Consider the following 24,108-nt stretch of genomic DNA (forward strand, 5'->3'; position numbering starts at 1 on the left):
TGCACCGAAGCTACGGGTATCATCTTATGATGATGCGGTAGAGGAGCGTTCTGTAAGCCTGTGAAGGTGAGTTGAGAAGCTTGCTGGAGGTATCAGAAGTGCGAATGCTGACATGAGTAACGACAATGGGAGTGAAAAACTCCCACGCCGAAAGACCAAGGTTTCCTGCGCAACGTTAATCGACGCAGGGTTAGTCGGTCCCTAAGGCGAGGCTGAAAAGCGTAGTCGATGGAAAACAGGTTAATATTCCTGTACTTCCAGTTATTGCGATGGAGGGACGGAGAAGGCTAGGCCAGCTTGGCGTTGGTTGTCCAAGTTTAAGGTGGTAGGCTGAGATCTTAGGCAAATCCGGGATCTCAAGGCCGAGAGCTGATGACGAGTTGCCTTTAGGCGACGAAGTGGTTGATGCCATGCTTCCAAGAAAAGCTCCTAAGCTTCAGATAACTGGGAACCGTACCCCAAACCGACACAGGTGGTTAGGTAGAGAATACCAAGGCGCTTGAGAGAACTCGGGTGAAGGAACTAGGCAAAATGGCACCGTAACTTCGGGAGAAGGTGCGCCGGCGAGGGTTAAGGACTTGCTCCGTAAGCCCATGCCGGTCGAAGATACCAGGCCGCTGCGACTGTTTATTAAAAACACAGCACTCTGCAAACACGAAAGTGGACGTATAGGGTGTGACGCCTGCCCGGTGCCGGAAGGTTAATTGATGGGGTTAGCGCAAGCGAAGCTCTTGATCGAAGCCCCGGTAAACGGCGGCCGTAACTATAACGGTCCTAAGGTAGCGAAATTCCTTGTCGGGTAAGTTCCGACCTGCACGAATGGCGTAACGATGGCGGCGCTGTCTCCACCCGAGACTCAGTGAAATTGAAATCGCTGTGAAGATGCAGTGTATCCGCGGCTAGACGGAAAGACCCCGTGAACCTTTACTATAGCTTTGCACTGGACTTTGAATTTGCTTGTGTAGGATAGGTGGGAGGCTTTGAAGTGGGGACGCCAGTTCTCATGGAGCCATCCTTGAAATACCACCCTGGCAACTTTGAGGTTCTAACTCAGGTCCGTTATCCGGATCGAGGACAGTGTATGGTGGGTAGTTTGACTGGGGCGGTCTCCTCCCAAAGAGTAACGGAGGAGTACGAAGGTGCGCTCAGACCGGTCGGAAATCGGTCGTAGAGTATAAAGGCAAAAGCGCGCTTGACTGCGAGACAAACACGTCGAGCAGGTACGAAAGTAGGTCTTAGTGATCCGGTGGTTCTGTATGGAAGGGCCATCGCTCAACGGATAAAAGGTACTCCGGGGATAACAGGCTGATACCGCCCAAGAGTTCATATCGACGGCGGTGTTTGGCACCTCGATGTCGGCTCATCACATCCTGGGGCTGAAGCCGGTCCCAAGGGTATGGCTGTTCGCCATTTAAAGTGGTACGCGAGCTGGGTTTAGAACGTCGTGAGACAGTTCGGTCCCTATCTGCCGTGGACGTTTGAGATTTGAGAGGGGCTGCTCCTAGTACGAGAGGACCGGAGTGGACGAACCTCTGGTGTTCCGGTTGTCACGCCAGTGGCATTGCCGGGTAGCTATGTTCGGAAGAGATAACCGCTGAAAGCATCTAAGCGGGAAACTTGCCTCAAGATGAGATCTCACTGGGATCTTGAATCCCCTAAAGGGCCGTCGAAGACTACGACGTTGATAGGTTGGGTGTGTAAGCGCTGTGAGGCGTTGAGCTAACCAATACTAATTGCCCGTGAGGCTTGACCATATAACACCCAAGCAATTTGAGCGTAAGACGCCGAATTGTGGTGGTGAAGACGAAATAACCGAAAGTTCGTAACCACACATATCGCATATCCGAATTCGCTGGGCTGTCCATCTGGACATTCTGGCTACAGAATTTCTTGACGACCATAGAGCATTGGAACCACCTGATCCCATCCCGAACTCAGTAGTGAAACGATGCATCGCCGATGGTAGTGTGGGGTTTCCCCATGTGAGAGTAGGTCATCGTCAAGATTCATTTCGCAAAACCCCTATCTGCGCGAGCAGGTAGGGGTTTTGTCTTTCTAGCATTTTTACCCTCGAAGCGCTGTCTTCTGGCAAAGATGTTTTGTCCGTCCTGTACCTCTCCAACCGTGCTCAAGGGTGCGACAATTATTCCTGTTCGTACACGTGACTTTGCCCTGCCTAGGCTGCGTCAAGACTTAGGTTCGGGGCAACCTCGCGCCCGGATAGAGCGATGCCAGCGTGCCGTGCTGCGCATTTATGGACTTTCACCGTCCTATCACTTGAGGTAGAGAGCAAGATGGCCAAGGCCGCCGATGTCGTTGTGCAATGCCTGGAAAACGAAGGTGTCGAGTATGTGTTCGGCATTCCCGGTGAGGAGAACCTCGACCTGCTGGAATCCCTGCGCAAGTCGAAGATCAAGCTGGTACTGACCCGCCACGAGCAGTCTGCGGGCTTCATGGCCGCGACCTATGGCCGCCTGACCGGCAAGACCGGCGTCAGCCTGTCGACCCTCGGCCCCGGCGCGACCAACCTGGTCACCGCCAGTGCCTATGCCTACCTCGGCGGCATGCCGATGATGATGATTACCGGCCAGAAGCCGATCAAGAAGTCCAAACAGGGCCGCTTCCAGATCATCGACGTGTGCGGCATGATGGACCCCATCACCAAGTACACTCACCAGTTCGCCTCGGCTGACAACATTCCGGCTCGCATGCGTGAAGCGTTCCGTCTGGCTGAAGAAGAGAAACCAGGCGCCGTGCACCTGGAGCTGCCTGAAGATATCGCCGCCGAGCAAACCGACGCACTGCCGATCCCGCGCAGCCTGCACCGTCGACCTCTGGCCGAGCACGTGGCCATCGAAGCTGCTGTGCAGAAACTGCAAAACGCCCGCAACCCGATCCTGGTGATCGGTGCCGGTGCCAACCGCAAGATGACCGCCAAAGTCCTCAAGCAACTGATCGACAAAACCGGTATCCCGTTCATCACCACCCAGATGGGCAAAGGTGTAGTCGACGAGCGCCACCCGCGCTTCCTCGGCAACGCTGCACTGTCGTCGGGTGACTTCGTGCACCGCGCCGTCGAAGCCGCTGACCTGATCATCAACATCGGCCACGACGTGATCGAGAAGCCGCCATTCTTCATGGTCCGTGGCGGCACCGAAGTCATTCACATCAGCTTCCGCTCCGCCGAAGTCGATGCCGTGTACTTCCCGCAGGTCGAAGTGATCGGCGACATCGCCAACGCCGTGTGGCAGATCAGCGAAGCGCTGAGCGACACTTCGCACTGGGACTTCACCCGCCTCATGGCCATCCGTGAAGCAAACGAAGCGCAGATCGCCGAAGGCGCCGATGACGACCGTTTCCCGGTCTACCCACAGCGCATGGTGGCCGACATCCGTCGCGTGCTGCCATCCGAGGGCATCGTTGCCCTGGACAACGGCATCTACAAGATCTGGTTTGCCCGTAACTACAAGGCCCACAAGCCGAACACCGTATTGCTGGACAATGCCTTGGCAACCATGGGCGCAGGCCTGCCGTCGGCGATGGCCGCGCACCTGGTGTACCCGGACCGCCCGGTAATCTCGGTGTGTGGCGACGGCGGCTTCATGATGAACAGCCAGGAGCTGGAAACGGCAGTACGCTTAGGCATGCACATCACCGTGGTGATCCTGCGTGACGACGGCTACGGCATGATCCGCTGGAAGCAGGCCAACATGGGCTTCACCGATTTCGGCCTGGACTACGGCAACCCGGACTTCGTCAAATACGCCGAAGCCTACGGTGCCAATGGCCACCGCGTGGAAAGCGCCGAAGGCTTGCTGCCGCTGCTTGAGCACTGCATCAAGACCCCAGGCGTGCACGTGATCGACTGCCCGGTTGACTACAGCGAGAACGACCGCATCCTCAACAGCGAGCTGCGTGAGCGCGCGCTGGCGGTATAAGGCTTGACGGCCTGTTCGCGGGGTAATCCGAATTGCCCCGCGAACGCTTTGGGCCAGGCAACAAATTCCTTGATCGATTCCCCATGTGCTAGGGTGCACGCAAATCTTCACCCAGGACACCCGCACATGCTCCCCGCGCTCAGCGAAAAAGAACTCGATCGCCTTGAAGATCTGTTGATCACTTACGGCAACGATTACTCAGTGATCAACCTGGCCGAGCTCAATGGCTTTTTTACTGCCCTGGCCAGTTCCCCGGCCACTGTCCTCCCCGAACAATGGTTGCCTGCAGTTGCGGGTGGCAAGGTGCCAAAATTCAAGAAGCCTGCCCATGAAGAGGCGTACACGGCGCTGATGTTGCGTTATGCCAGCCAAGTGGCGGAACAACTCGCTGACAACGTCGATCACTTCGAACCGGTGTTCGAAGAGGGAGAAGGCGAGCAAGGTACTTCAATCATCATGGAGGAGTGGTGCTTCGGCTATATGCGCGGTACGCAGGTCGCTAACTGGGGCGAGTTGCCGCCAGAGCAGGATCAGTTGCTCAAGGCGATTTCGCTGCATGGTCTGGAAGACAACTTCGAGTTGCTCGATCAAATGAGTGAACAGGACATTCAAGCGTGTGTGCCTCACGTGATCGAGGCGGCACGTCAGCTGTATCGCTTTCACAATCAGCACCACTGAGCCGAAAATGTAGCCAATGCATTCCTCTGTAGAAGCGGATTAACGCCGCTTCTACAAGCATTATTCCGCTAAGCGAAATTATGGTTTCCCCCCAGCGCTGATTCTGCTGCGGGTCGAATCGGTCCAACATGGCCTGCATCAGCCCATCCCGGCGCTGACCAGGAGCCAAGCCCATGTCGAACCCTATCAAGCTCTACAACTTCCCCAAGTCTGGCCACGCCCATCGCATCGAACTGATGCTCTCACTGCTGAACCTGCCCACCGAGCTGGTCTTCGTCGACCTCGCCAAAGGTGCGCACAAGCAACCCGAGTTCCTTGCCCTCAACCCCTTTGGCCAAGTCCCTGTCATCGATGACAACGGTACTGTCATCGCCGATTCCAACGCCATCCTGGTGTACCTGGCAAAGAAATACGACCACGGTACCTGGTTGCCCGAAGAGCCCGCAGCAGCCGCTCGCGTGCAACGCTGGCTGTCGGTCGCAGCAGGCCCACTGGCCTTTGGCCCTGCCGCCGCGCGCCTGGTCACGGTGTTCGGTGCCTCGTTCAACACCGATGAAGTCATCAGTCGCGCCCATACCCTGCTCAAGGTGATCGACGCCGAACTGGCCAAGAGGTCTTTCCTGGCAGGCAGCGAACCTACCATCGCCGACATTGCCAACTACTCCTACATCGCCCACGCACCGGAAGGCAACGTCTCGCTGGAGCCCTACGCCAACGTACGCAGCTGGCTGGCACGTATCGAAGCGCTGCCAGGTTTCGTGCCTATGCCGCGCACAGCGGTGGGCCTGCAAGCCACTGTCTGAATCCGCACCCTTGCGAGGAATGCCCCCATGCGTAAGCTCCCAGACCATCGCGCGTCACCTTGGCACAGCGGTGAGAAGATCCTGCAGGAAAAGGTCGGTGTGTCGGAGCGCATGGAGGTGTTCGGGCAAAAGGTTATTCGCGACTACATGCCTGACCAGCATCGCGCGTTCTATCAGCAACTGCCGTTCATGGTGGCGGGCAGCGTGGATGCCCACGGCAAGCCGTGGGCAACCCTGCTCGAAGGCCCGGAAGGTTTTGTCAGTTCGCCTGATCCACGGCGGTTGCTGATCAATGCGAATCTGAAAGCAGATGACCCCGCTACACAAGGGCTGCTGAGCGGGCAGGCGATAGGGCTGCTGGGGATCGAGCTGCATACCCGTCGGCGCAACCGTATCAACGGCCTGATCACCCAGGCAACCCACGGGCAGTTGCACGTGACAGTGGAGCAGTCGTTCGGCAACTGCCCACAGTACATCCAGCTGCGCGACTACACCCGCATCGATGAGCCCGCACAAGGTCGCTTCGATGCGACAGCGCTGGATGCTCGTGCGGTCACCATGATCGAGACGGCCGACACCTTCTTTGTCGCAAGCTTCGTTGACCATGAAGGCGGTCAGCGCTCTGTGGATGTGTCGCACCGCGGCGGCCGGCCAGGGTTCGTCAAAGTCGAAGGCAACCGCCTGACCATTCCCGATTACGCCGGCAACCTGCACTTCAACACACTGGGCAACTTGCTGGTCAACCCGCAGGCAGGCTTGCTGTTCATCGACTTCGCCACTGGCAATGTACTGCAGCTCTGTGGGCGTACCGAGGTGATACTGCAGAGCCCTGCCATCAACGCGTTCGAGGGTGCCGAGCGGCTGTGGACGCTGGATGTCGAGCAGGTGGTGTGGCGCCCGGCTGCGGTGTCGCTACGCTGGGCATTGCAGGCGTACGCGCCAACCAGCCTGATGACCGGCACTTGGGCCGAGGCCGAACAGCGCCTGCAGCAGCGCGAACGCCAGCGTCAATGGTTGGCGTGGCGCGTGGTGCGCCTGGAGCAGGAGAGCCGGGATATACGCTCGCTGTATCTGGCAGCAGATGCACCGGTGGCGTTTGCACCGGGGCAGCACATCCCAGTGCGCATTGCGTTGGGCAGTGATGCCCCGCTGATTCGCACCTACAGCGTTTCCAGCGCGCCGTCGGACGGCTACCTGCGCATCAGCGTCAAGGCTCAGGGCCCGGCATCGCGCTATCTGCATGAGCGCATCGCCGTGGGTGACCTGCTCGACGTGCGCCTACCCATGGGCAGTTTTACCCTGGATGAGCAAAGCGAACGGCCGATCGTGCTGATCGGCGCGGGCGTGGGCATCACCCCACTGATCGCCATGCTGCGCGAGCAGTTGGCCAAGCGTCAGGCACGGCGTATTCACCTGTTTCACGGTGCGCGCAGCCTGGCTGACTTGCCGTTCCAGCTAGAGCTCGACAGCCTGCGACAGGAGGCGGGCGAGCTGTTGAGCCTGCACCGCTGCCTGAGCCAGCCGGAAGCAACTGCTGTGCAGGGCCGTGACTACGAGCATGTTGGCCGGCTTGGCATCGAGCAGGTGAAGGCCACACTGACGCTGGATGACTACGACGTTTACCTGTGTGGCCCAGCCAGTTTTACCCAGGACCTGTATGAAGGCTTGCGCGCCGTGCACGTGCCCGACGCTCGCATACACGCCGAAGCCTTCGGGCCTTCGACCCTCAGGCGGCACACCGATGACGACCAACCTGTGCTGCCACAGCCACCGGCTGCGAGCGAACCTGTGCCGGTGTACTTCGCCAGCTCGGCCAAGGAGGCGCGCTGGGTACCGGGCAGCGGCACCTTGCTGGAGCTTGCCGAGGCGCGCGGGCTGTCGCCGGATTTCAGTTGCCGGGGAGGTTCATGCGGCACCTGCAAGACCAAGGTGGTGAGCGGGCAGGTGCATTACCCGAACCCGCCAGCGGAGATGCCTGAAGCGGGGGCGGTACTGATCTGCTGTGCCGTGCCGGGTAAAGGGGAGGAAGCAGGGCTGGTGCTTGAGCTTTGATTTCAGTTGTACAGGCAGTATAAAACCGCAGATACCCGATAACCCCCCGACACCCCAGGAGCCGGCATGGATCAGATTCACCTGATGAAGGTGTTCGTCGCAGTCGGCGAGCTGGAAAGCTTCGCCGCTGCCGCCCGCCGGCTGGACATCTCGCCCGCAGCGGTCACCCGTGCCGTCAGTGCCCTGGAAGAGCAGCTAGGGGTCAAGCTGCTGCTGCGCACCACCCGCAGTGTGCGCCTGACCGAGGCAGGTGGCCGCTATCTTGAGGACACCCGGCACATCCTCGCCAGCATCCACGAGGCCAATGAAGCCGCGGCTGGCATCAATGCCACGCCCAAAGGCGATCTGGCCGTTACCGCGCCTATCCTGTTTGGCAAGAAGTACGTCATGCCGTGCATCGTTCGTTACCTGCAGCGCTACCCCGATGTCGACGTGTCTGCGTACTTCCTCGACCGGGTGGTGAACATGGTCGAGGAGGGGATGGATGTGGCTGTGCGTATCGGCCCGCTGCCAGACTCCGGGCTCAAGGCGCTGCGCGTGGGCAGGGTGCGGCGCATGCTCTGTGCCTCACCCGATTACCTGACGCGTCATGGCGTACCGCAGCACCCTTCGGATTTGCCGGGTCATGCGGTAATTGGCACGACCAATCTGTCGCCCCGGGCCGGTTGGCGGTTCGGTGTGGCCGATGAACCGACCCTGGTGCGCATGAAGCCCCGGCTGACGGTGACCAGCAATGATGGGGCGATCGCCGCAGCGAGTGGTGGGCTGGGTATTGCGCGGTTGCTGTCTTATCAGGTGGCGGACGAGCTGGCGAACGGGCAGTTGCAGGTGATTCTTGCCGAGTATGAGGAGGCGCCCTGGCCGATTCATGTGCTGCACCGGGAGAGCAAGTACGGGTCGTCCAAGGTGAGGACGTTCATCGACATGCTGGCCCATGATCTGCGTGCCCAAGGGCTGGATTGAGATCGTACAACAATCTGATTTTTTGGCTTGATCTCATCGCGTCAGGCCAGTCCATAGCGTTCCAGTTAATAATTTGTGTTGTACGACGACCTATGACATGGCAATCTTCGCCTGAAACAAATTGTCTCAATTCGCCATGCCGGCATTGAGCCAATCACCCGCGCCTCTAAAAATAATATTCAGGTGATCCATGAAGATGAAAGGCATCCGTTGGTGGATGGTCAGCCTCGTCACGGCTGGGCTCGTCGTTAACTACCTCGCCCGCAACACCCTCTCGGTGGCTGCCCCCACCTTGATGACCGACCTCTCCATCACGACCGAGCAATACGCCAAGATCGTCGCCGCCTGGCAGGTGTGCTACGCCCTCATGCAGCCGGTTGCCGGCTGGTTCATCGACTTCATCGGCACCAAACTGGGTTTTGCCGTGTTCGCCATGGCCTGGTCGGTGGCCTGTGCCGGCGCGGCTTTGGCCACGGGCTGGCAGAGCATGGCGTTTATGCGCGGCGTGTTGGGCATGACCGAGGCGGCCGGCCTGCCTGCCGGCGTCAAGGCCACCACCGAATGGTTCCCGGCCAAGGAACGTTCGGTGGCCATCGGCTGGTTCAACATCGGCTCCTCACTCGGTGCCTTGCTGGCGCCGCCCCTGGTGGTGTGGGCGATCCTGCACAGCGGCTGGCAGCTTGCCTTCGTGATCGTCGGGGTATCTGGCATCGTCTGGACCGTGCTGTGGATGCTGTTCTACAAGCACCCACGCGATCAGAAGCGCTTGAGCAGCGACGAACGTGACTACATCCTTTCTGGCCAGGAAGCGCACTTCAAGGACGAGAAACGTGAGAAGGGCGCCTGGAAGCGCATCTTCAAGACCCGCAACTTCTACGCCATCGCCTCGGCGCGCATTCTTTCGGAGCCGGCCTGGCAGACCTTCAATGCCTGGATCCCGCTGTACCTGATGACTGAGCGGCACATGAACATCAAGGAAGTGGCGATGTTCGCCTGGCTGCCGTTCCTCGCTGCCGACATCGGTTGCGTGCTCGGCGGTTACCTGAGCCCGTTGTTCCACCGTTACTTGAAGGTGTCGTTGTTCACCTCGCGCAAGATGGTGCTGGTGTTTGGTGCCAGCTGCATGATCGGCCCGGCGTGCATCGGCCTGGTGGAAAGCCCGTATACCGCGATTTTGCTGCTGTGCATTGGCGGTTTTGCGCATCAGACGCTGTCGGGGGCGCTGTACTCGATCACCTCGGACTCGTTCAGCAAGGATCAGGTGGCTACCGCGACAGGCATGGGCGGGATGTGCGGTTACCTGGGGGCGGCAGTGTTTACCCTGGTGTTCGGGATTTTGGTGACGCAGATAGGCTACAGCCCGCTGTTCGTGGTGCTGGCAGCGTTCGATATCATTGCGGCGGTGCTGGTGTGGAAGGTCGCGCGCGAGGTACGGGGTGAGCCGGTGGCGCGTCAGGGCGTGGCCACTGGCGAAGTGCTTGTTTAAAGCTTGAGGTCGTGGGGCCGCAGAGCGGCCCCAATACAGGCAACCCGTTTACAGCGCCCGATACTGCATCCTGAACCCCAAGCTCATCGCTTCACCCTGCTGCAGCAACCGCAACCCTGGTCGCCCTGGCAGGTGATGCGCGTTGATCGGGTGGCTGACCGGCTCGAAGCAGAAAAACGCCTTGCCCGGGGGGCAGAACAACAGGAAGTGCTCGCAACCGCTGGCAGTGCATTGCAGGGCATAGCCCGCGCTGGGCTGTTCGATCACGCAGCTGCCAGGCCAACCGCCGAATGCATGATCCACCCCAGTCGCTGGCAGCGCGCCAGGTGCCTCGAAGCGCCAGTCTTGCGGCACCGCTGCCCGGCACGATGGCAGCCGGTCTTGTTCAGCCAGCCACACATGCTGCGCCGCAGCGCTCAGGCGAGTGTCCGGGTAGCGCGGGAAATAAGGATGCAGCCCCAGCCCATACCAGGTGGCCGCTCGATCCAGGTGGGTCACATGCAAGTCAAGGTTCAGGCACCCCGCCTGCAGGTGCACATCCAGCGTCGCCCGGTAGGCAAATGGCACCTTGCTGTCGAGCGTCAGCCGGGCACGGCGCTCACTGTGGTGGTCCACCTGCCAGGCCTGCTGCCAGGCCGTGCCATGTATCGGGTAGGCGTCATGTGCGGTGTTGGGCGCCAAGGCCAGCCAGCCCTCGGGCCGTGCGAAACCACCTTCGGCAATCCGGTTGGACCAGGGCGCCAACGGGTAGCAGGCCAGTTGCCGCGGCGTACCGCTGGCCAGCGCGGCCTGGTCGGAGTGGCGCAGCAGCGCCTGCCCGGTCGCCTTCACTTCCCAGTTGATCAGGCTGGCGCCCAGTTCTGGCGCCAGGCTCAGGCGGGTCAGGTGGTCTTGCAGGTGCAGTTCGGTGACAGCCATCAGCGGCTCCTTTCAGAAGGGTTTGCTCAGCTCGCCCGGCGGTAGGTCAACAGTACGATGCCGCACACCACCACGGCCCCACCCATCAGTTGCAAGGTACTCAAGCGCTGATCGAGCAACGCCCAGCCCAGCAGCAGGGTGGCGATCGGTTCGATGTTCATCACCGGTGCGTTCTGCGCCATGTTCAGCCGGGGCACACAGACAAACAGCAGGGTGAAGGCCACGCCATACAGCACCACCAGGCTGGCCAACGCCGCCCAGCCGCTGGTGCTGGCGGGCAGCGACAGCCCGGAAGGCATCACGCCGCTTACGCCTGCGACCAGCATGCTGGAGAACACGATCAGCAAGGTCAGCAGGCTGCGTACCGGGCCGCGCACGGCGGCCAGTTTGTGATCGGTAATCCACAGCGCGCAGGCGAAGGCACACGCGGCGCAGAAGGCCAGGCTGACGCCCTGGGCCCAATGCGGGTTGGCGTCGGCGCTGTCGGCCAGCCGTGCCGGTACATCCAGCGCCAGCACCAGGCCGCAGAGAATCAGGCCCATGAACAGTACGGTGCGGCCCGTCGGGCGCGCGCCGCCCAGCGCCCACGTGAGCAGCGCGAGCAACATCGGGAAGGTATTGCCCACCAGCAGCGCCAGTGCCACCGGGATGCGCGCCACCGCCGAATACAGGCACAGGCTCTGCGTGGCGATCAGCAGGCCGAGCAGCAGTTGCCAGCGCCGCGTACCCGTCGGTAGGCCCAGTGCCTGGCGCTGCCACAACAGCAGGCAGGCCAGGACCAGGAAGGTGATGCCTGAGCGGCAGAGAATCGCCAGCAGCACGCCGGTGCCGTCATCGAAGGCGATGCGCGCGGCAACGTGGTTGGCGGCGAACGAGCATGCCAGCAGCGCCAATAGCGCAATCGCCAGCTTGCGAGGAAAGAGAGGTGGGGCAGAGGAGGGAACAGCCATGTGCAGGATCCATTTGCAAAAGAGGATGGGGCCGCAAGCGGCCCCATTTGGCTTTACAGCACCACGCTGGGCAGCCAGAGCGAGATGGCAGGGATGTAGGTCACGGCCATTAGTACCAGGAACAACGCCAGGTAGAACGGCAGCAGCGCCTTCACCGTCGACTCGATGCTCACCTTGCCGATGGCCGAGCCCACGAACAGCACCGCGCCCACCGGTGGCGTGATCAAACCGATGCCCAGGTTCACCAGCATGATCATGCCGAAGTGCACCGGATCCACGCCGATGCCATTGATCACCGGCAGCAGGATCGGCGTCAGGATCAAAATCAGCGGCGCCATGTCCATTACCGTGCCCAGCAGCAACAGCATGAAGTTGATGCACATGAGGATCACGTAACGGTTGTCCGACAGGGTCAGGAACGTGGTGGTGATCTTCGAGGGGATCTGCATCAGCGTCATCACGTAGCCAAAGCTTGCGGCAAAGCCGATCAGGATCATCACGATCGAGATGGTGCGTACCGTGCGGTGCATCAACTTGGGCAGGTCACGCCATTTGTAGTCGCGGTAGATGAACATGGTCACGAAGAACGACCAGACCACCGCCACGGCGGCCGACTCGGTCGCGGTGAACACACCCGACAGAATGCCACCGAGGATGATGACCATCGCCATCAGCCCCCACAGCGCCTCACCGGCGATTTTCAGCGCCTGGCGCAACGGAATGACTTCGCCTTTGGGGTAGTTGCGCTTTTTCGCGAAGATCAGGCACAGGCCCATCATCACTGCGCTCAGCAACAGCCCGGGCATCACCCCAGCCATGAACAGCGAGGCGATCGACACCGTGCCACCCGCCGCCAGCGAGTACAGCACCGAGTTGTGGCTGGGTGGGGTCAGCAGTGCCTGCACCGAGCCACTGACAGTCACGGCGGTGGAGAACTCACGCGGGTAGCCTTTGCGCTCCATTTCCGGAATCAGCACCGAACCCACCGACGCGGTGTCGGCCACCGACGAGCCCGAGATAGCGCCAAAGAACGTCGAGGCCATGATGTTGACCAGCGACAACCCGCCCCGCACGAAGCCCACCAGCACCCCGGCGAATGCCACCAGCCGCCGGGACATACCGCCCTCGGCCATGATCGCGCCGGCCAGCACGAAGAACGGAATCGCCAGCAGCGAAAACTTGTTAACCCCACTGGCGACCTGGATCATCATCGCCTGCAGCGGGATATCGATCCACCAGGCACCGATCAATGCCGACAGCCCCAGCGCATAGGCCACCGGCATGCCCAGCAGGATGAGCGCGATGAAACTGCCCAACAGAATGAACGCATCCATTTACGCAGCTCCTTCGCTTTCTTCAGCCAGGTCGAAGCGCACCACCTTGCGGTTGCTTTGGTCGCCCAGCAGGAGTTTTTCCACGACAAAAATCAGCGTCAGCACGCCACCCACCGGGATCGGCGCGTAGGTCATGCCCACGCGAATGCCGGGCAGCGAGGCCAGGTACTGGTTCCAGGTGGTGATGCACAGCTTGGCGCCGTAGTAGGTCATGAACACGCACACCAGAATCATCAACACCTGTACCAGCAGCCCGACCACTTTGCGCTGCAGCGGTGGCAGGCGGTCGGTGATCATCGCCACCGCCATGTGCGCGCCAGCCCGGTAGCTGGCGGCGGCACCGACGAAGGTGAACACCACCATCAGCAGGATCGAGACCGGCTCCGGCCAGCTGGAACCGGTGCCCAGCACGTAGCGGGCGAAGATGCCCCACGGGATGATCAGCGTCATGGTCAGGATCGACAGGCCCGCGATCCAGATGCAACTGCGGTACAGCGTGTCGTTCACGTTCAGAAATAGCGATTTCATAGGCATCACCAAAGCGACAGGGCGGCGGGCGCCGCACTGCCGAGGTCGTCTTGGAAGGGGCCGGTATTACTGGACGGCTTCGATACGCTTCATCAGGTCGGCGTAAGGCGCGCCGTACTTCTCGCGTACCGATGCGGTGGCCTCGAAGAACGGCTTCTTGTCGACGGTGATGAACTCGACACCGGCAGCCTTGAGCTTCTCTTCGCTGGCAGACGACTTGGCGTCCCACAGCGCACGTTCTTCCATCTGCGCTTCACGTGCGACTTTCTTCACCAGGGTCTGCTGCTCAGGGGTGAGCGTGTTCCAGGTGGTCTTGGACATCACCACCGGCTCAGGCAGGATCAGGTGGCCGGTGAGGGTGTAGTACTTGGCGCTCTGGAAGTGATTGTGCTCAAGCAGGGTGGGCGGGTTGTTCTCGGCGCCGTCGATCACGCCAGTCTGCAGGGCGCTGAAGATTTCGCCGGTGTCCATGGCGATGCCGTTGCCACCCATGGCGTTCATCATGTCGATGAACAGCGGGTTGCCCTGCACGCGAATCTTCATGCCCTTGAGGTCTTCGAGGCTGCGTACTGGTTTTTTCGTGTAGATGCTGCGCGAACCGCCATCCATCCAGGCCAGGGCTACCAGGTTGAATTCGGAGTGGGTGATCTTGTCGAGGATTTCCTGGCCGATGTCGCCGTCGATGATCTTGCGCATGTGCTCATGGTCGCGGAACACGAACGGCATGTTGAACACGTTCACATCCGGCACTACCGGGCCGACGATTCCCAGGCTGACGCGGGTCATCTGCACGGCACCGATCTGTGCCTGTTCGATCACTTCCTTCTCGGAGCCGAGCACCCCACCGGCGAACATCTTGAAGGTGATCTCGCCATTGCTGGCGGCTTCGAGCTTCTTGCCCATGTTCTGTTCGGCAACCACGGTCGGGTAGCCGGCCGGGTGAATCTCGGCGAACTTGATGTCCAGCGCAAAGGCTGGCATCGACACGCTGAAGGCGAAAGGGAGTACGGCAAGGAGCAGCTTGCGTTTGAACGTCATGATGAAACTCCGTGGTTTTTATTATCCGGTTTCGTGTGTGCAAGTGTGCGTGGCAGAGCGGGCGTTCAGCCCCGGTAGGCAGGTTCCTCCAGGCCTTTGATGCCAAGCTCGAAGGCAAATACCCCGCCGGCCAGCGGCTGGTCGCAGAGGTCGATGCCCGAAGGGCGGATCGAGGTGACGAACAGGGTGTCCAGGTTGGCGCCGCCAAAGGCGCACATCGCCGGTTTCTTCACCGGCACGCTGAGTGAGCGATCGAGGCGGCCTTCGGGGGTGAAGCGGTGGATCTGGCCGGCGTCGTTGCCACAGATCCAGTAGCAGCCGTCCTGGTCGATGGCGGCACCGTCGGGGCGGCCGGGGAAGGCGTGCATGTCGACGAACAGGCGCTTGCTGTGGGGCGTGCCGCTGTCGATGTCGTAGTCGAACACCCAGATCTTCTGCACGTTGGGGTGCGAGTCCGACAGGTACATGCGTGTGCCGTCGGGGCTGAAGGCCAGGCCATTGGGCACGATCATGCCGTCCTGCTGCAGGTGCAATTGCCCTTCGCCGTCATGCCGGTACAGCGCCCCGACATGGGCACCTTGTGACATGTCCATGAGCATGGTGCCGGCCCAGAAACGGCCCTGGCGGTCGCAGCGCCCATCGTTGAAGCGCATGCCGCCCTGGGCATGTTCGACGGCACTGAGCAGGCGGCTGTCGAGGCTGCCATCGGCGTTGGCTTCGAGCTGGAAAATGCCGCTTTCCATGCCCGCGACCCACCCCTGTTCGGTGCGGGCGATGCAGGCGAGCATCTCGTCGCCTTGCCAGGTGTTGTGAGCGCCGTTGGGCTGCCAGCGGTGCAATGTGCGGGCGGGGATGTCGACCCAGTAAAGGGCCTGTTCGATAGGGTGCCACACAGGGCTTTCGCCGGTACCGTTGCGGGCATCGACGATCAGTTCGCAGTTCATGGCCGTGCCTCCTGGCGCGCTGGGGTCAGTTGAACGGTCCGGCCACGGCGAAGGCGCCGCCCTGATAGACCATGCTCGGGTCATCGGCGGCAGGCGACGGCTGTGCCTCGACCGCTTCGCGGAACACCTCTGAGGTGTCTTTAGGCGCATAGCCCAGGTGCGCGGCATGGCGGTTGTCCCACCACACAGTGCGGTTGTCGGAGGCGCCATAGACGATGGTGTGGCCGACGTTGGGCGTGAACAGCCCGCGCTCGATCAGTTGCACCAGGTCGTCGTAGCTCAGCCAGGTGCAGAGCATGCGCGGGTTCTGCGGTTGCGGGAACGACGAGCCGATGCGGATGCTCACGGTCTCGATGCCATAGCGATCGAAGTAGAAGCTGGCGACGTCCTCGCCGTAACATTTGGACAGCCCGTAGTAGCTGTCGGGGCGGCGCGGGGAGTGGGCGTCGATGCGCTCGTCCTGGTGGTAGAAACCGATGGTGTGATTGGAGCTGGCGAAGATGATGCGTTTGACGCCATGTTTGCGCGCCGCTTCGTAGACATGGAACACGCCGCAGATGTTGGGGCCGAGGATGTCTTCGAAGGCATGTTCGGTGGACACGCCGCCGAAGTGGATGATGGCGTCCACGCCTTCGACCAGTGCGTGGACGGCAGCCTTGTCGGCGAGGTCGCAGGCCACCACCTCTTCATGCGGGCCCGCGGCAGGTGGCATCGGGCTGATATCGGAAAGGCGCAGGACCTCGGCGTAGCCTTGCAGGCGTTCGCGAAGGACCTTGCCCAGGCCGCCTGCGGCTCCGGTGAGCAGCAGGCGATTGAGGGGAGTAATGGTCATGGCCGGCTCATTGTTGGTTGTTGTAGGTTGTCGTATGACTTGGCTGAATTATCGGCAGCGGGTTCCAGAGTTGTCAATGTTAATTCTGTGACCCTGTGTGCCTCATTGCGGCAAACCCGCACCTACAGGCTTCACGCGGTCCGTGTAGGAGCGGGCTTGCCCGCGATGGGCCGCAAAGCGGCCCCCTCTTACAACAATGACAACGGATAGTTGAAGATCAACCGGTTCTCATCAAACTCGTTGTTGCTGTAGTCCCGGCGAATGCTCGAGTTGCGCCACTTCACGCTCAAATCCTTGAACGCCCCGCTCTGGATCACATACGCCAGCTCCGTCTCCCGTACCCACTCTTTGCCATCGGTAACCGCCCCTGCGTGCACATCCTGCCCACTGATGTACCGGTTCATCAGCGTCAACCCCGGCACCCCGACGGTGACGAAGTTGAAGTCATGTCGCACCTGCCACGAGCGCTCGTTGGCGTTATCGAAACTGGAGTTGTAGCTGTCGTTAGCCAGCGTGCCGCCGCTGGTGCCATTGACCCGCATCCAGGTATCGCCATCAACTTTCTGCAGGCCGACCCAGAAGGTGCTGCCGCCATACTTGGCCGAGAACATCCCCGAATAGGTCTTGTTGTCCAACTGCCCGGCACGCTCGGAGCCGTCTTCGTTGCCATGGAAGTAGCCAAGGTTGGCACCCAGGGTCCAGTCACCCAAGGGCTGGCTGTGGCTCACTTGCAAGTACTGTTGCTGGTAGACGTCCTTGAGCACTGCGTTCCACAGCCCGACCAATGTGCGGTCCTGGTTGAACTTGTATTCGCCACCGACGAAGTTGAAGCGGTCCGAAAGCCCACCGCCGTAGCTCATGTCGTCCATGCTCGCGTCATTGCGCGGGCTGTTGCCACGGAACTGCCCGCCATACAGCGTCAGCCCGCGGATTTCGTTGGAGGTGACCTGCCCCCCGCGGAACGTCTGCGGCAGCGAGCGGCCGTCGTCGGAGCGCAGGATCGGCAGCACCGGCATCCATTCGCCGATCTTCAGCTCAGTCTTCGAAACCCGCGCCTTGCCCGCCACCGCCAGGCGCCCGTAGTCATCGGCCGGCCGCCCATCGTCGTGGCGCGGCAGCAGCCCGGTGCCGTAGGTGCCGCCACCGCCATCGAGCTTGACCGACCACAGCCCCAGCACATCCACGCCGAACCCGACCGGCCCTTCGGTGAAACCCGAACGCGCATCGAGGATAAAGCTCTGCGTCCATTCCTCAGCCTTGCTTTGCGGGTTGCTGGGGTTGGTGAAGTTGCGGTTGATGTAGAAATTGCGCAGGCCGAGCGTGGCCTTGGCATCCTCGACAAAGCCCGCCGCCACAGTGGTGCCCGGCAGGCTGCCGAGCAGGCCGACGCCGAGCAAGGCAAAGGGGAGGGTTTGGCAGATTTTCATTATTGTTGTGCTCCGCAAAAGGGTGTGGCGGCCCGTCCACCGGGCACGCGCGAGCGGCCTGCGGCAGGGGCGGGTGGGTAACGGGCCGGTCAGGGCCAGGGAGGGTGAAACGGGCTTACGGCGCTGTGGCCGCAGGTGACGAAATTGGGAACGGTGAAACGTGGGGGGATAGCGCGATTGATGTCGACATGGCGATCGTCCACTGATTGTTGTTTTTGTTATGCGTTGTCGTACAACTGTGGCGATTTTTATCAAGTGGTGGTGGGGATGTCAACGCTTTGTGGTGCGATGAAGGCGAGATCACTGAGCCATGCGTAGGCAGGCGTGCATGAATTTTCTGATAGGCCGCCTAACATCAAGATCGTGTACGCGCACTTTATTTTAATTCCAGTATTCTGTGTATAAACGAATATTATTCAATATAAGACACAAAATTTTGCTTCTAAAGAAATTGATCGCGCTGAGGCCAGAGTACTACTATGTTGTGTATTAAGTGGATTTCATGGGTTTAATGCACGTTATGCTGGATTTAAGCCTCAGCAAGCCGAGTGAGGTCGTAAAACGTCTTTGCGAACGTTTGCGCACCGAGCGGCTAGCGCAGCAGATGACGCAGGCGGATGTGGCTGGCAGGGCTGGTATCGCTACCAATACCGTGTCCAATCTGGAGGCTGGGCGTAATGTCGGCTTTGAGAACCTGGTCAGGGTGGCCATGGTGCTAGGGCGCGGCAAGGAGCTGGAAAGCCTTTTCTTGCCCAAACTGGACAGCCTCGCTGACCTGCATCGCTATGAGCAGAGTGCCAAGCGGCAGCGTATCAGGAGCAAGCACGACAATGCTTGAGCAAGTGCGCATCTATTATCAAGGCTGGGGTGAGCGCTGGCTGTGGGGCACACTCGTGTCCACCACAGCCGTCTCTAGCCGTCCGCAGATAGTGTTCGAGTACAGCAGCGAAGCGAAGCAACGTGGCCTTGAGTTGTCGTCGTATGCCATGCCATTGCAAGGTGATGCGTTGCGTAGAGGCTTCCCGGCCCATCAGTCCGGTTTGCCGGGGCCTGTCTACGATGCGATGCCAGATGGCTGGGGCATGCTGCTGATGGACCGCCTCTTCAAGCGCCGTGGGCTCAACGTTGCTCGCGTAGGGCCGTTGGAGCGGTTGGCTTACATCGGCAATAACGCCATGGGGGCCCTTTCGTTCGAGCCCGTTGCGGCCGAGGGGCTGCAACCGCAGGAGCATATCCCGCTCGACGTGCTGGCCGCCGAGGTACAAGAGGTGCTCAAGGGGGACGGAGGCGCGTTTCTGCAGAAGCTGTTGCTGGTGGGCGGCTCCCCTCAAGGCGCGAGGCCTAAAGCCTTGGCCTATCGCGATCCATACACCGGGGCCTTCACTACCGTTGCCAAGACAGGTCTGGAAGCGTGGCTGATCAAGTTCCCGGCGCGAGAAGAGCACCCAGAAGTCTGCGCCATCGAAATGGTCTATGCCGAGTGCCTGCGTCAGTGCGGCATCCCGACGCCGGATACCCAGCATTTCAGTTTGCCAAATGGGCTGGCGGCCTTCGCCAGTCGACGTTTTGATCGCCAGGGTGATCTGCGTGTGCCGATGCAGAGCCTGGCGGCCTATACCGGTGCCGACTTCAGGTCACCCGGTGCGCTGGATTACATCAACTTCTTGCGGGCGACTCATCTGTGCACCAACGACCTGCGAGAGAAAGCGCGAGCCTTTGAGCGAGCTGTGTTTAACGTGGTGTTCAATAACCGCGATGACCATCCCAAGAATTTTTCTTACGTGATGTCTCGGGCAGGCGAGTGGAAACTGGCACCCGCGTATGACGTGACGTTTTGCGAAGGCTCTGGCGGCTATCATCAGATGGATGTGATGGGTGAGGCCTTGGCGATCGACCGCAAAGCGATACTGGCCCTGGCAAGCGAAGCAGAAGTTACGCCGGCGTCCGCCGCCGCCATCATCGACCGTATATGCGCTGCAGCCAGCCAGTTTACGAGCATGGCCGAGCGTATGTACCCGCAGATGATCACCCAGGACACGCTGCAAACCGTGCAAGGCCGTATCGACGAAAACAGTGCGCTGCTCCAGTCGATGAGTTGATGCAGCCGCAATTGCTTTTAAACTTAGAAACGGTCTCGCCCTCGACCACGTCTCTGGGCGCCCCAGTACGGCACATCGATGCCTTGGTGGCGAGGGCGAGCCCTTTACTTAAGTCTCGCAAACACCTTCGCCAGCTTCTCTACCGCTAAACGCATCTCGCCAGGCGTCAGCGCCGCGAACCCCATTAACAGGCCTGCGTCATTCCTCGGCGATGCATACAAACTGCCGAGCCCCAACAAGTCGATCCCCACCGCATTCGCCGCCCTGACCACGGTATCTTCTGGGAAGTCCTGCACGAAATGGCAGGGTATCTGCAGCCCTCCGGCCGGAATGGTAGGCGCCAGAAACGCCCCCAGGTGCTTGTGCACCAGTTCGGCGAGCATGTCCCGGCGCGCGGCATACAGCGCCCGCATGCTCCGCACATGCGCCGTGTAGTGCCCACCGTCCATGAAGCGCGCTAGGGTCAGCTGGGCAATGGACGCCGTATGCCCATCCTGCAGCGTGCGTGCACAGGTCATTGGCGCGACGAGAGCAGGCGGCAACAGCAAGTAGCCGATGCGTAGCCCGGCGAACAGCGACTTGGTGAAGGTGCCGATGTAGAGCGTCCGTTGATGCGGGTCCAGGCCCTGCACGCAGGCCGTCGGCCTGCCTTCGTAGTGGAACTCGCTGTCGTAGTCATCTTCGATGATCCAGGCGCGTTGCTGCCTTGCCCATTCGATGGCCTGCAGGCGCCTGTCCAGCGACAACGTCGCGCCGGTGGGGTATTGATGAGACGGCGTCAGAAACACCGCCCTGGCATTGGTCGCCAGCCTGGCCATGCTTTCCACCTGCATGCCGCCTTCGTCCACTGGCACGGGTACGCTTTCCAGGCCTGCGGCGGCGACGGCTTTGCGCGTGCCTTGGTAGAGCGGGTCTTCGACCAACACCTGATCGCCCGCATCCATGAGCACCTGCGCGCACAGGCCAAGCGCCTGCTGTGAGCTGGTGAGTATCAGCACCCGATCAGCAGACGCCTGCGCCCCGCGTTCAAGGTTAAGGTAGTCAGCGATCGCACTGCGCAGGCAGGCCATGCCCTGTGGCGCACTGTGCTCCAATGCCTGGGTGCCGTATTCCTTGTACACCTGGCGCTCCAGCTTCTCCCAGATCGCCAGGGGAAAGTGCCGGGTCTCGGCCACTCCGGGGGCGAATGGGCGGGGCGCTTGAAAGTTGTGCACGCCCCCGCTCTGCAACACTGCCATCGCTCTGCGACTCAACTGCGGTGGCTCATTGCACAGAACCTCGCGTTGGCGCTTTCGCAGCGGCAGGTGCCGCGCGCGTTGCGACACGAAGCTTCCACTGCCCACGCGCCGTTCGATGAAGCCCTCTGCGTGCAGCTGGCTGTAAGCCGCCTCCACGGTATCCCGCGAGACGCCCAGCGACTGGGCCAGTGGCCGGGAAGCCGGCAGTGACTTGCCGACCGGCAATGCACCATCAAGGATCAATTGGCGAATCGCCCGCTGGATCCGCACATGCAGCGACAACGCCCCATGGGCTGGGTCGCTCATCCAGGCTTTGACCGATTGCAGCTGGGCATGCTTGAACATTGGTCTGGTTCACTTGTAGAAAGTGGCGGGGATATTCCAGCCATTCTATCGCTATAAATGCACCTGTTTTCAGACCATTCCCACATTGAAAGGGGTTTCACGATGACAGTTGCACAAACATTGGTTTCGGTTCGTGAGTTGGAGCAGAGCGATTTTCCACAATGGTCCGCCTACTGGGACCAGTACCAGGCGTTCTACAAAGTGGAACTGAGCAAGGCCACGACCGAGCTGACCTGGGCCCGTTTTTTCGACCCGGCAGAGCCCGTGCACTGCGCCGTCGCCACGGACGGTGAGCGCATCCTCGGTTTCGTCCATTTTGTGTTCCATCGCTCGACCTGGGGGCGTAACGACTTTTGCTATCTGGAAGACCTGTACGTCTGCCCAAGTGCGCGAGGCAAGCAGGTTGGCAAGCAGTTGATCGAATTCGTTCAGGGCCAGGCGCGGGAGAAACAGTGCGATCGGCTGTATTGGCATACCCAGGAAACCAACCAGACGGCACAGCGGCTGTATGACTGGATCGCTGAAAAGCCGGGGGTGATCGAGTACCGCATGGCGCTGCCTGCGTAGGGCACTGAGGCCCCAATCGGCTGCATGCGTTTCCGGACTGCTACAAGATCAAACTGCGTAGCAGTGGCTACCGGTTGGTTTACCAGGTGATCGACAATGAGGTTGTCGCCCTTTGGGTTGCATAAGCAGTCGGCCTGCCAATCCTGTGGGAGCGGGCTTGCCCCGCGAATGGGGCCACGCGGAGTATGGCACCGGCTTCGCCGGTGTTCGCGGGCCAAGCCCGCTCCAACAGGCTCCTGCTGAATCACTAATAGATGCGTTGTTCTACGAATGCGGTATTGCCGAGAACGCGGGTTGAAAATGCCTGGGTTGTTATTATTGGTGTATCCAGAACTTATAAAAAAGCCACTCATGCCTTGTCGGCGTGAGTGGCTTAATGTGATACCTGTTATGGCTGGGAAGGGCTGATGATTAAGTTAATCCCAGCTCAACGCCCCACCCGTCTGATACTCAATCACCCGCGTCTCAAAGAAGTTCTTCTCCTTCTTCAAGTCCATGATCTCGCTCATCCAAGGGAACGGGTTGGTGGTCCCTGGGTACTCTTCCTTCAGGCCAATCTGGGTCAGGCGACGGTTGGCGATGAACTTGAGGTAGTCCTCCATCATCGCTGCGTTCATGCCCAGTACACCGCGCGGCATGGTGTCGCGGGCGTATTCGATCTCCAGCTGGGTCCCTTGCAGGATCATCTGGGTCGCTTCTTCCTTCATCGAGGCATCCCACAGGTGCGGGTTCTCGATCTTGATCTGGTTGATCACGTCGATACCGAAGTTCAGGTGCATCGACTCGTCACGCAGGATGTACTGGAACTGCTCGGCAACGCCGGTCATCTTGTTACGGCGGCCCATCGACAGAATCTGGGTGAAGCCGCAGTAGAAGAAGATGCCTTCCAGAACGCAGTAGTAAGCGATCAGGTTGCGCAGCAGCTCTTTGTCGGTTTCCGGGGTGCCGGTGTTGAATTCCGGGTCGGAGATGGCGCGGGTGTACTTCAGGCCCCAGGCGGCTTTTTTCGCGACCGACGGGATCTCGTGGTACATGTTGAAGATCTCGCCTTCATCCATGCCCAGCGACTCGATGCAGTACTGGTAGGCGTGGGTGTGGATCGCCTCTTCGAAGGCCTGGCGCAGGATGTACTGGCGGCACTCCGGGTTGGTGATCAGGCGGTACACGGCCAGGGCCAGGTTGTTGGCAACCAGGGAGTCGGCGGTGGAGAAGAAGCCCAGGTTACGCATGACGATGCGGCGCTCGTCTTCGGTCAGGCCGTCCTGGCTTTTCCACAAGGCGATGTCGGCGGTCATGTTGACCTCTTGCGGCATCCAGTGGTTGGCGCAGCCGTCGAGGTACTTCTGCCAGGCCCAGTCGTACTTGAACGGTACCAGCTGGTTAAGGTCGGCGCGGCAGTTGATCATGCGCTTTTCGTCGACCGCGACGCGGGCGGCGGAGCCTTCCAGCTCGGCCAGGCCTTCGGCAACGTCGAGGGCGTCGAGGGCGGCTTTGGCGCGTTTTACGGCTTCGGAGTCAGAAGCGGTAGCGGCACGGGCTTCCAGGGCGGCGGCACCGCCGGCGCTGTCGAGCTTGTCGAGGGTGGCAGCGGCGTTGGCCTGCGCAGGGGTGTTGCCTTTGGCGGCTATTTCGCCGTCTTCCTTGTCGAATTCGTCCCAGCTCAGCATGGTTTGGCTCCTGCTTGAGGGTTGCTAGCGGCAACCGGTTGGATTTTGAGGTGATGCCTGTACTGCGCAAGGCCCATCAGGCGTTACGGCAGGCAGTGAGAGCGGGCTCTCGTCACGTTTGAAGTTGTTCGAGTCAGCGCTTGTCCTAACCTCGAGCGAGGGGCCAAGCCACTTGAAAGCTGTACGGCCACGATAAAACATGCGGTCTGGGCAAGCGGCGCTTGCGTCTCGCAGTTGATCATTAGCTCAACCCTTTTTGGGGGCGCGAAGTATACCGGAATTCAGGGTGGATCGGGGCGGT

At 60.6% G+C, this 24,108-nt stretch carries 19 protein-coding genes and 2 rRNA genes (1 of these 21 cut by a window edge); 11 read left to right on the forward strand and 10 right to left on the reverse strand.

Annotation, left to right across the window (positions count from 1 at the left end):
* From OGV19_RS02160 to OGV19_RS02195, 8 genes are all read left to right on the forward strand, one after another.
* Positions 1–1,754 (forward strand): 23S ribosomal RNA (locus OGV19_RS02160); it begins 1,139 nt to the left of the window's first position.
* 135 nt (positions 1,755–1,889) lie between these two features.
* Positions 1,890–2,005, forward strand: a 5S ribosomal RNA gene (gene rrf, locus OGV19_RS02165).
* A gap of 289 nt (positions 2,006–2,294) precedes the next feature.
* On the forward strand, positions 2,295–3,938 hold the full coding sequence (locus OGV19_RS02170) for an acetolactate synthase large subunit (protein ID WP_264311921.1): 1,644 nt from the start codon (positions 2,295–2,297) through the stop codon (positions 3,936–3,938).
* Between the two features lie 126 nt (positions 3,939–4,064).
* Positions 4,065–4,616, forward strand: coding sequence for a UPF0149 family protein (locus OGV19_RS02175; RefSeq protein WP_264311922.1), 552 nt, complete (start codon positions 4,065–4,067; stop codon positions 4,614–4,616).
* Positions 4,617–4,789: 173 nt separating this feature from the next.
* The gene (locus tag OGV19_RS02180; protein WP_264311923.1) at positions 4,790–5,419 is read left to right on the forward strand and encodes a glutathione S-transferase family protein; all 630 of its coding nucleotides are present in this window, start codon (positions 4,790–4,792) and stop codon (positions 5,417–5,419) included.
* 27 nt (positions 5,420–5,446) lie between these two features.
* Positions 5,447–7,471, forward strand: coding sequence for a pyridoxamine 5'-phosphate oxidase family protein (locus OGV19_RS02185; protein ID WP_264311924.1), 2,025 nt, complete (start codon positions 5,447–5,449; stop codon positions 7,469–7,471).
* Positions 7,472–7,537: 66 nt separating this feature from the next.
* Entirely contained in the window at positions 7,538–8,434 is an 897-nt protein-coding gene (locus OGV19_RS02190; RefSeq protein WP_264311925.1) for a LysR family transcriptional regulator, read from the forward strand.
* 190 nt (positions 8,435–8,624) lie between these two features.
* Positions 8,625–9,920 (forward strand): MFS transporter, encoded by a 1,296-nt coding sequence (locus tag OGV19_RS02195; RefSeq protein WP_264311926.1) that lies wholly within the window; start codon positions 8,625–8,627, stop codon positions 9,918–9,920.
* A 48-nt stretch (positions 9,921–9,968) separates the two neighbouring features.
* Here OGV19_RS02195 and OGV19_RS02200 read toward each other — a convergent pair whose 3' ends face one another.
* From OGV19_RS02200 to OGV19_RS02235, 8 genes are all read right to left on the reverse strand, one after another.
* A complete protein-coding gene (locus tag OGV19_RS02200) occupies positions 9,969–10,838 on the reverse strand; it encodes an aldose 1-epimerase (protein ID WP_264311927.1) in 870 nt (289 codons plus the stop codon).
* 26 nt (positions 10,839–10,864) lie between these two features.
* Positions 10,865–11,788 (reverse strand): EamA family transporter, encoded by a 924-nt coding sequence (locus tag OGV19_RS02205; protein WP_264311928.1) that lies wholly within the window; start codon positions 11,786–11,788, stop codon positions 10,865–10,867.
* A gap of 53 nt (positions 11,789–11,841) precedes the next feature.
* A complete protein-coding gene (locus tag OGV19_RS02210; protein WP_264311929.1) occupies positions 11,842–13,122 on the reverse strand; it encodes a TRAP transporter large permease in 1,281 nt (426 codons plus the stop codon).
* The gene (locus OGV19_RS02215; protein WP_264311930.1) at positions 13,123–13,650 is read right to left on the reverse strand and encodes a TRAP transporter small permease; all 528 of its coding nucleotides are present in this window, start codon (positions 13,648–13,650) and stop codon (positions 13,123–13,125) included. It lies immediately after the preceding gene.
* A gap of 66 nt (positions 13,651–13,716) precedes the next feature.
* Positions 13,717–14,688 (reverse strand): TRAP transporter substrate-binding protein, encoded by a 972-nt coding sequence (locus tag OGV19_RS02220; RefSeq protein WP_264311931.1) that lies wholly within the window; start codon positions 14,686–14,688, stop codon positions 13,717–13,719.
* Between the two features lie 65 nt (positions 14,689–14,753).
* Positions 14,754–15,632, reverse strand: a complete 879-nt coding sequence (locus OGV19_RS02225; protein WP_264311932.1) for a glucurono-1,5-lactonase — start codon at positions 15,630–15,632, stop codon at positions 14,754–14,756.
* 25 nt (positions 15,633–15,657) lie between these two features.
* Entirely contained in the window at positions 15,658–16,464 is an 807-nt protein-coding gene (locus OGV19_RS02230) for an NAD-dependent epimerase/dehydratase family protein (RefSeq protein ID WP_264311933.1), read from the reverse strand.
* A 188-nt stretch (positions 16,465–16,652) separates the two neighbouring features.
* On the reverse strand, positions 16,653–17,891 hold the full coding sequence (locus OGV19_RS02235) for an OprD family porin (RefSeq protein WP_264311934.1): 1,239 nt from the start codon (positions 17,889–17,891) through the stop codon (positions 16,653–16,655).
* 520 nt (positions 17,892–18,411) lie between these two features.
* Between OGV19_RS02235 and OGV19_RS02240 the strand changes: the two genes are divergently transcribed.
* Both OGV19_RS02240 and OGV19_RS02245 read left to right on the forward strand, forming a co-directional pair.
* The gene (locus OGV19_RS02240; protein ID WP_264313876.1) at positions 18,412–18,729 is read left to right on the forward strand and encodes a helix-turn-helix domain-containing protein; all 318 of its coding nucleotides are present in this window, start codon (positions 18,412–18,414) and stop codon (positions 18,727–18,729) included.
* Positions 18,722–19,990: a type II toxin-antitoxin system HipA family toxin gene (locus OGV19_RS02245; RefSeq protein ID WP_264311935.1), complete on the forward strand. Its 1,269-nt coding sequence runs from the start codon at positions 18,722–18,724 to the stop codon at positions 19,988–19,990. The genes OGV19_RS02240 and OGV19_RS02245 overlap by 8 nt, the downstream gene beginning before the upstream one ends.
* A gap of 104 nt (positions 19,991–20,094) precedes the next feature.
* On the opposite strand, the gene OGV19_RS02250 is transcribed toward OGV19_RS02245, so the two are convergent.
* A complete protein-coding gene (locus tag OGV19_RS02250; RefSeq protein ID WP_264311936.1) occupies positions 20,095–21,573 on the reverse strand; it encodes a MocR-like pyridoxine biosynthesis transcription factor PdxR in 1,479 nt (492 codons plus the stop codon).
* A 102-nt stretch (positions 21,574–21,675) separates the two neighbouring features.
* Between OGV19_RS02250 and OGV19_RS02255 the strand changes: the two genes are divergently transcribed.
* Positions 21,676–22,140, forward strand: coding sequence for a GNAT family N-acetyltransferase (locus OGV19_RS02255; RefSeq protein WP_264311937.1), 465 nt, complete (start codon positions 21,676–21,678; stop codon positions 22,138–22,140).
* A 416-nt stretch (positions 22,141–22,556) separates the two neighbouring features.
* Here OGV19_RS02255 and OGV19_RS02260 read toward each other — a convergent pair whose 3' ends face one another.
* Positions 22,557–23,807, reverse strand: a complete 1,251-nt coding sequence (locus tag OGV19_RS02260; protein ID WP_264311938.1) for a ribonucleotide-diphosphate reductase subunit beta — start codon at positions 23,805–23,807, stop codon at positions 22,557–22,559.
* Positions 23,808–24,108 lie beyond the last annotated feature (301 nt).

The sequence above is a fragment of the Pseudomonas putida genome (assembly GCF_025905425.1).
Classification (GTDB): domain Bacteria; phylum Pseudomonadota; class Gammaproteobacteria; order Pseudomonadales; family Pseudomonadaceae; genus Aquipseudomonas; species Aquipseudomonas putida_AF.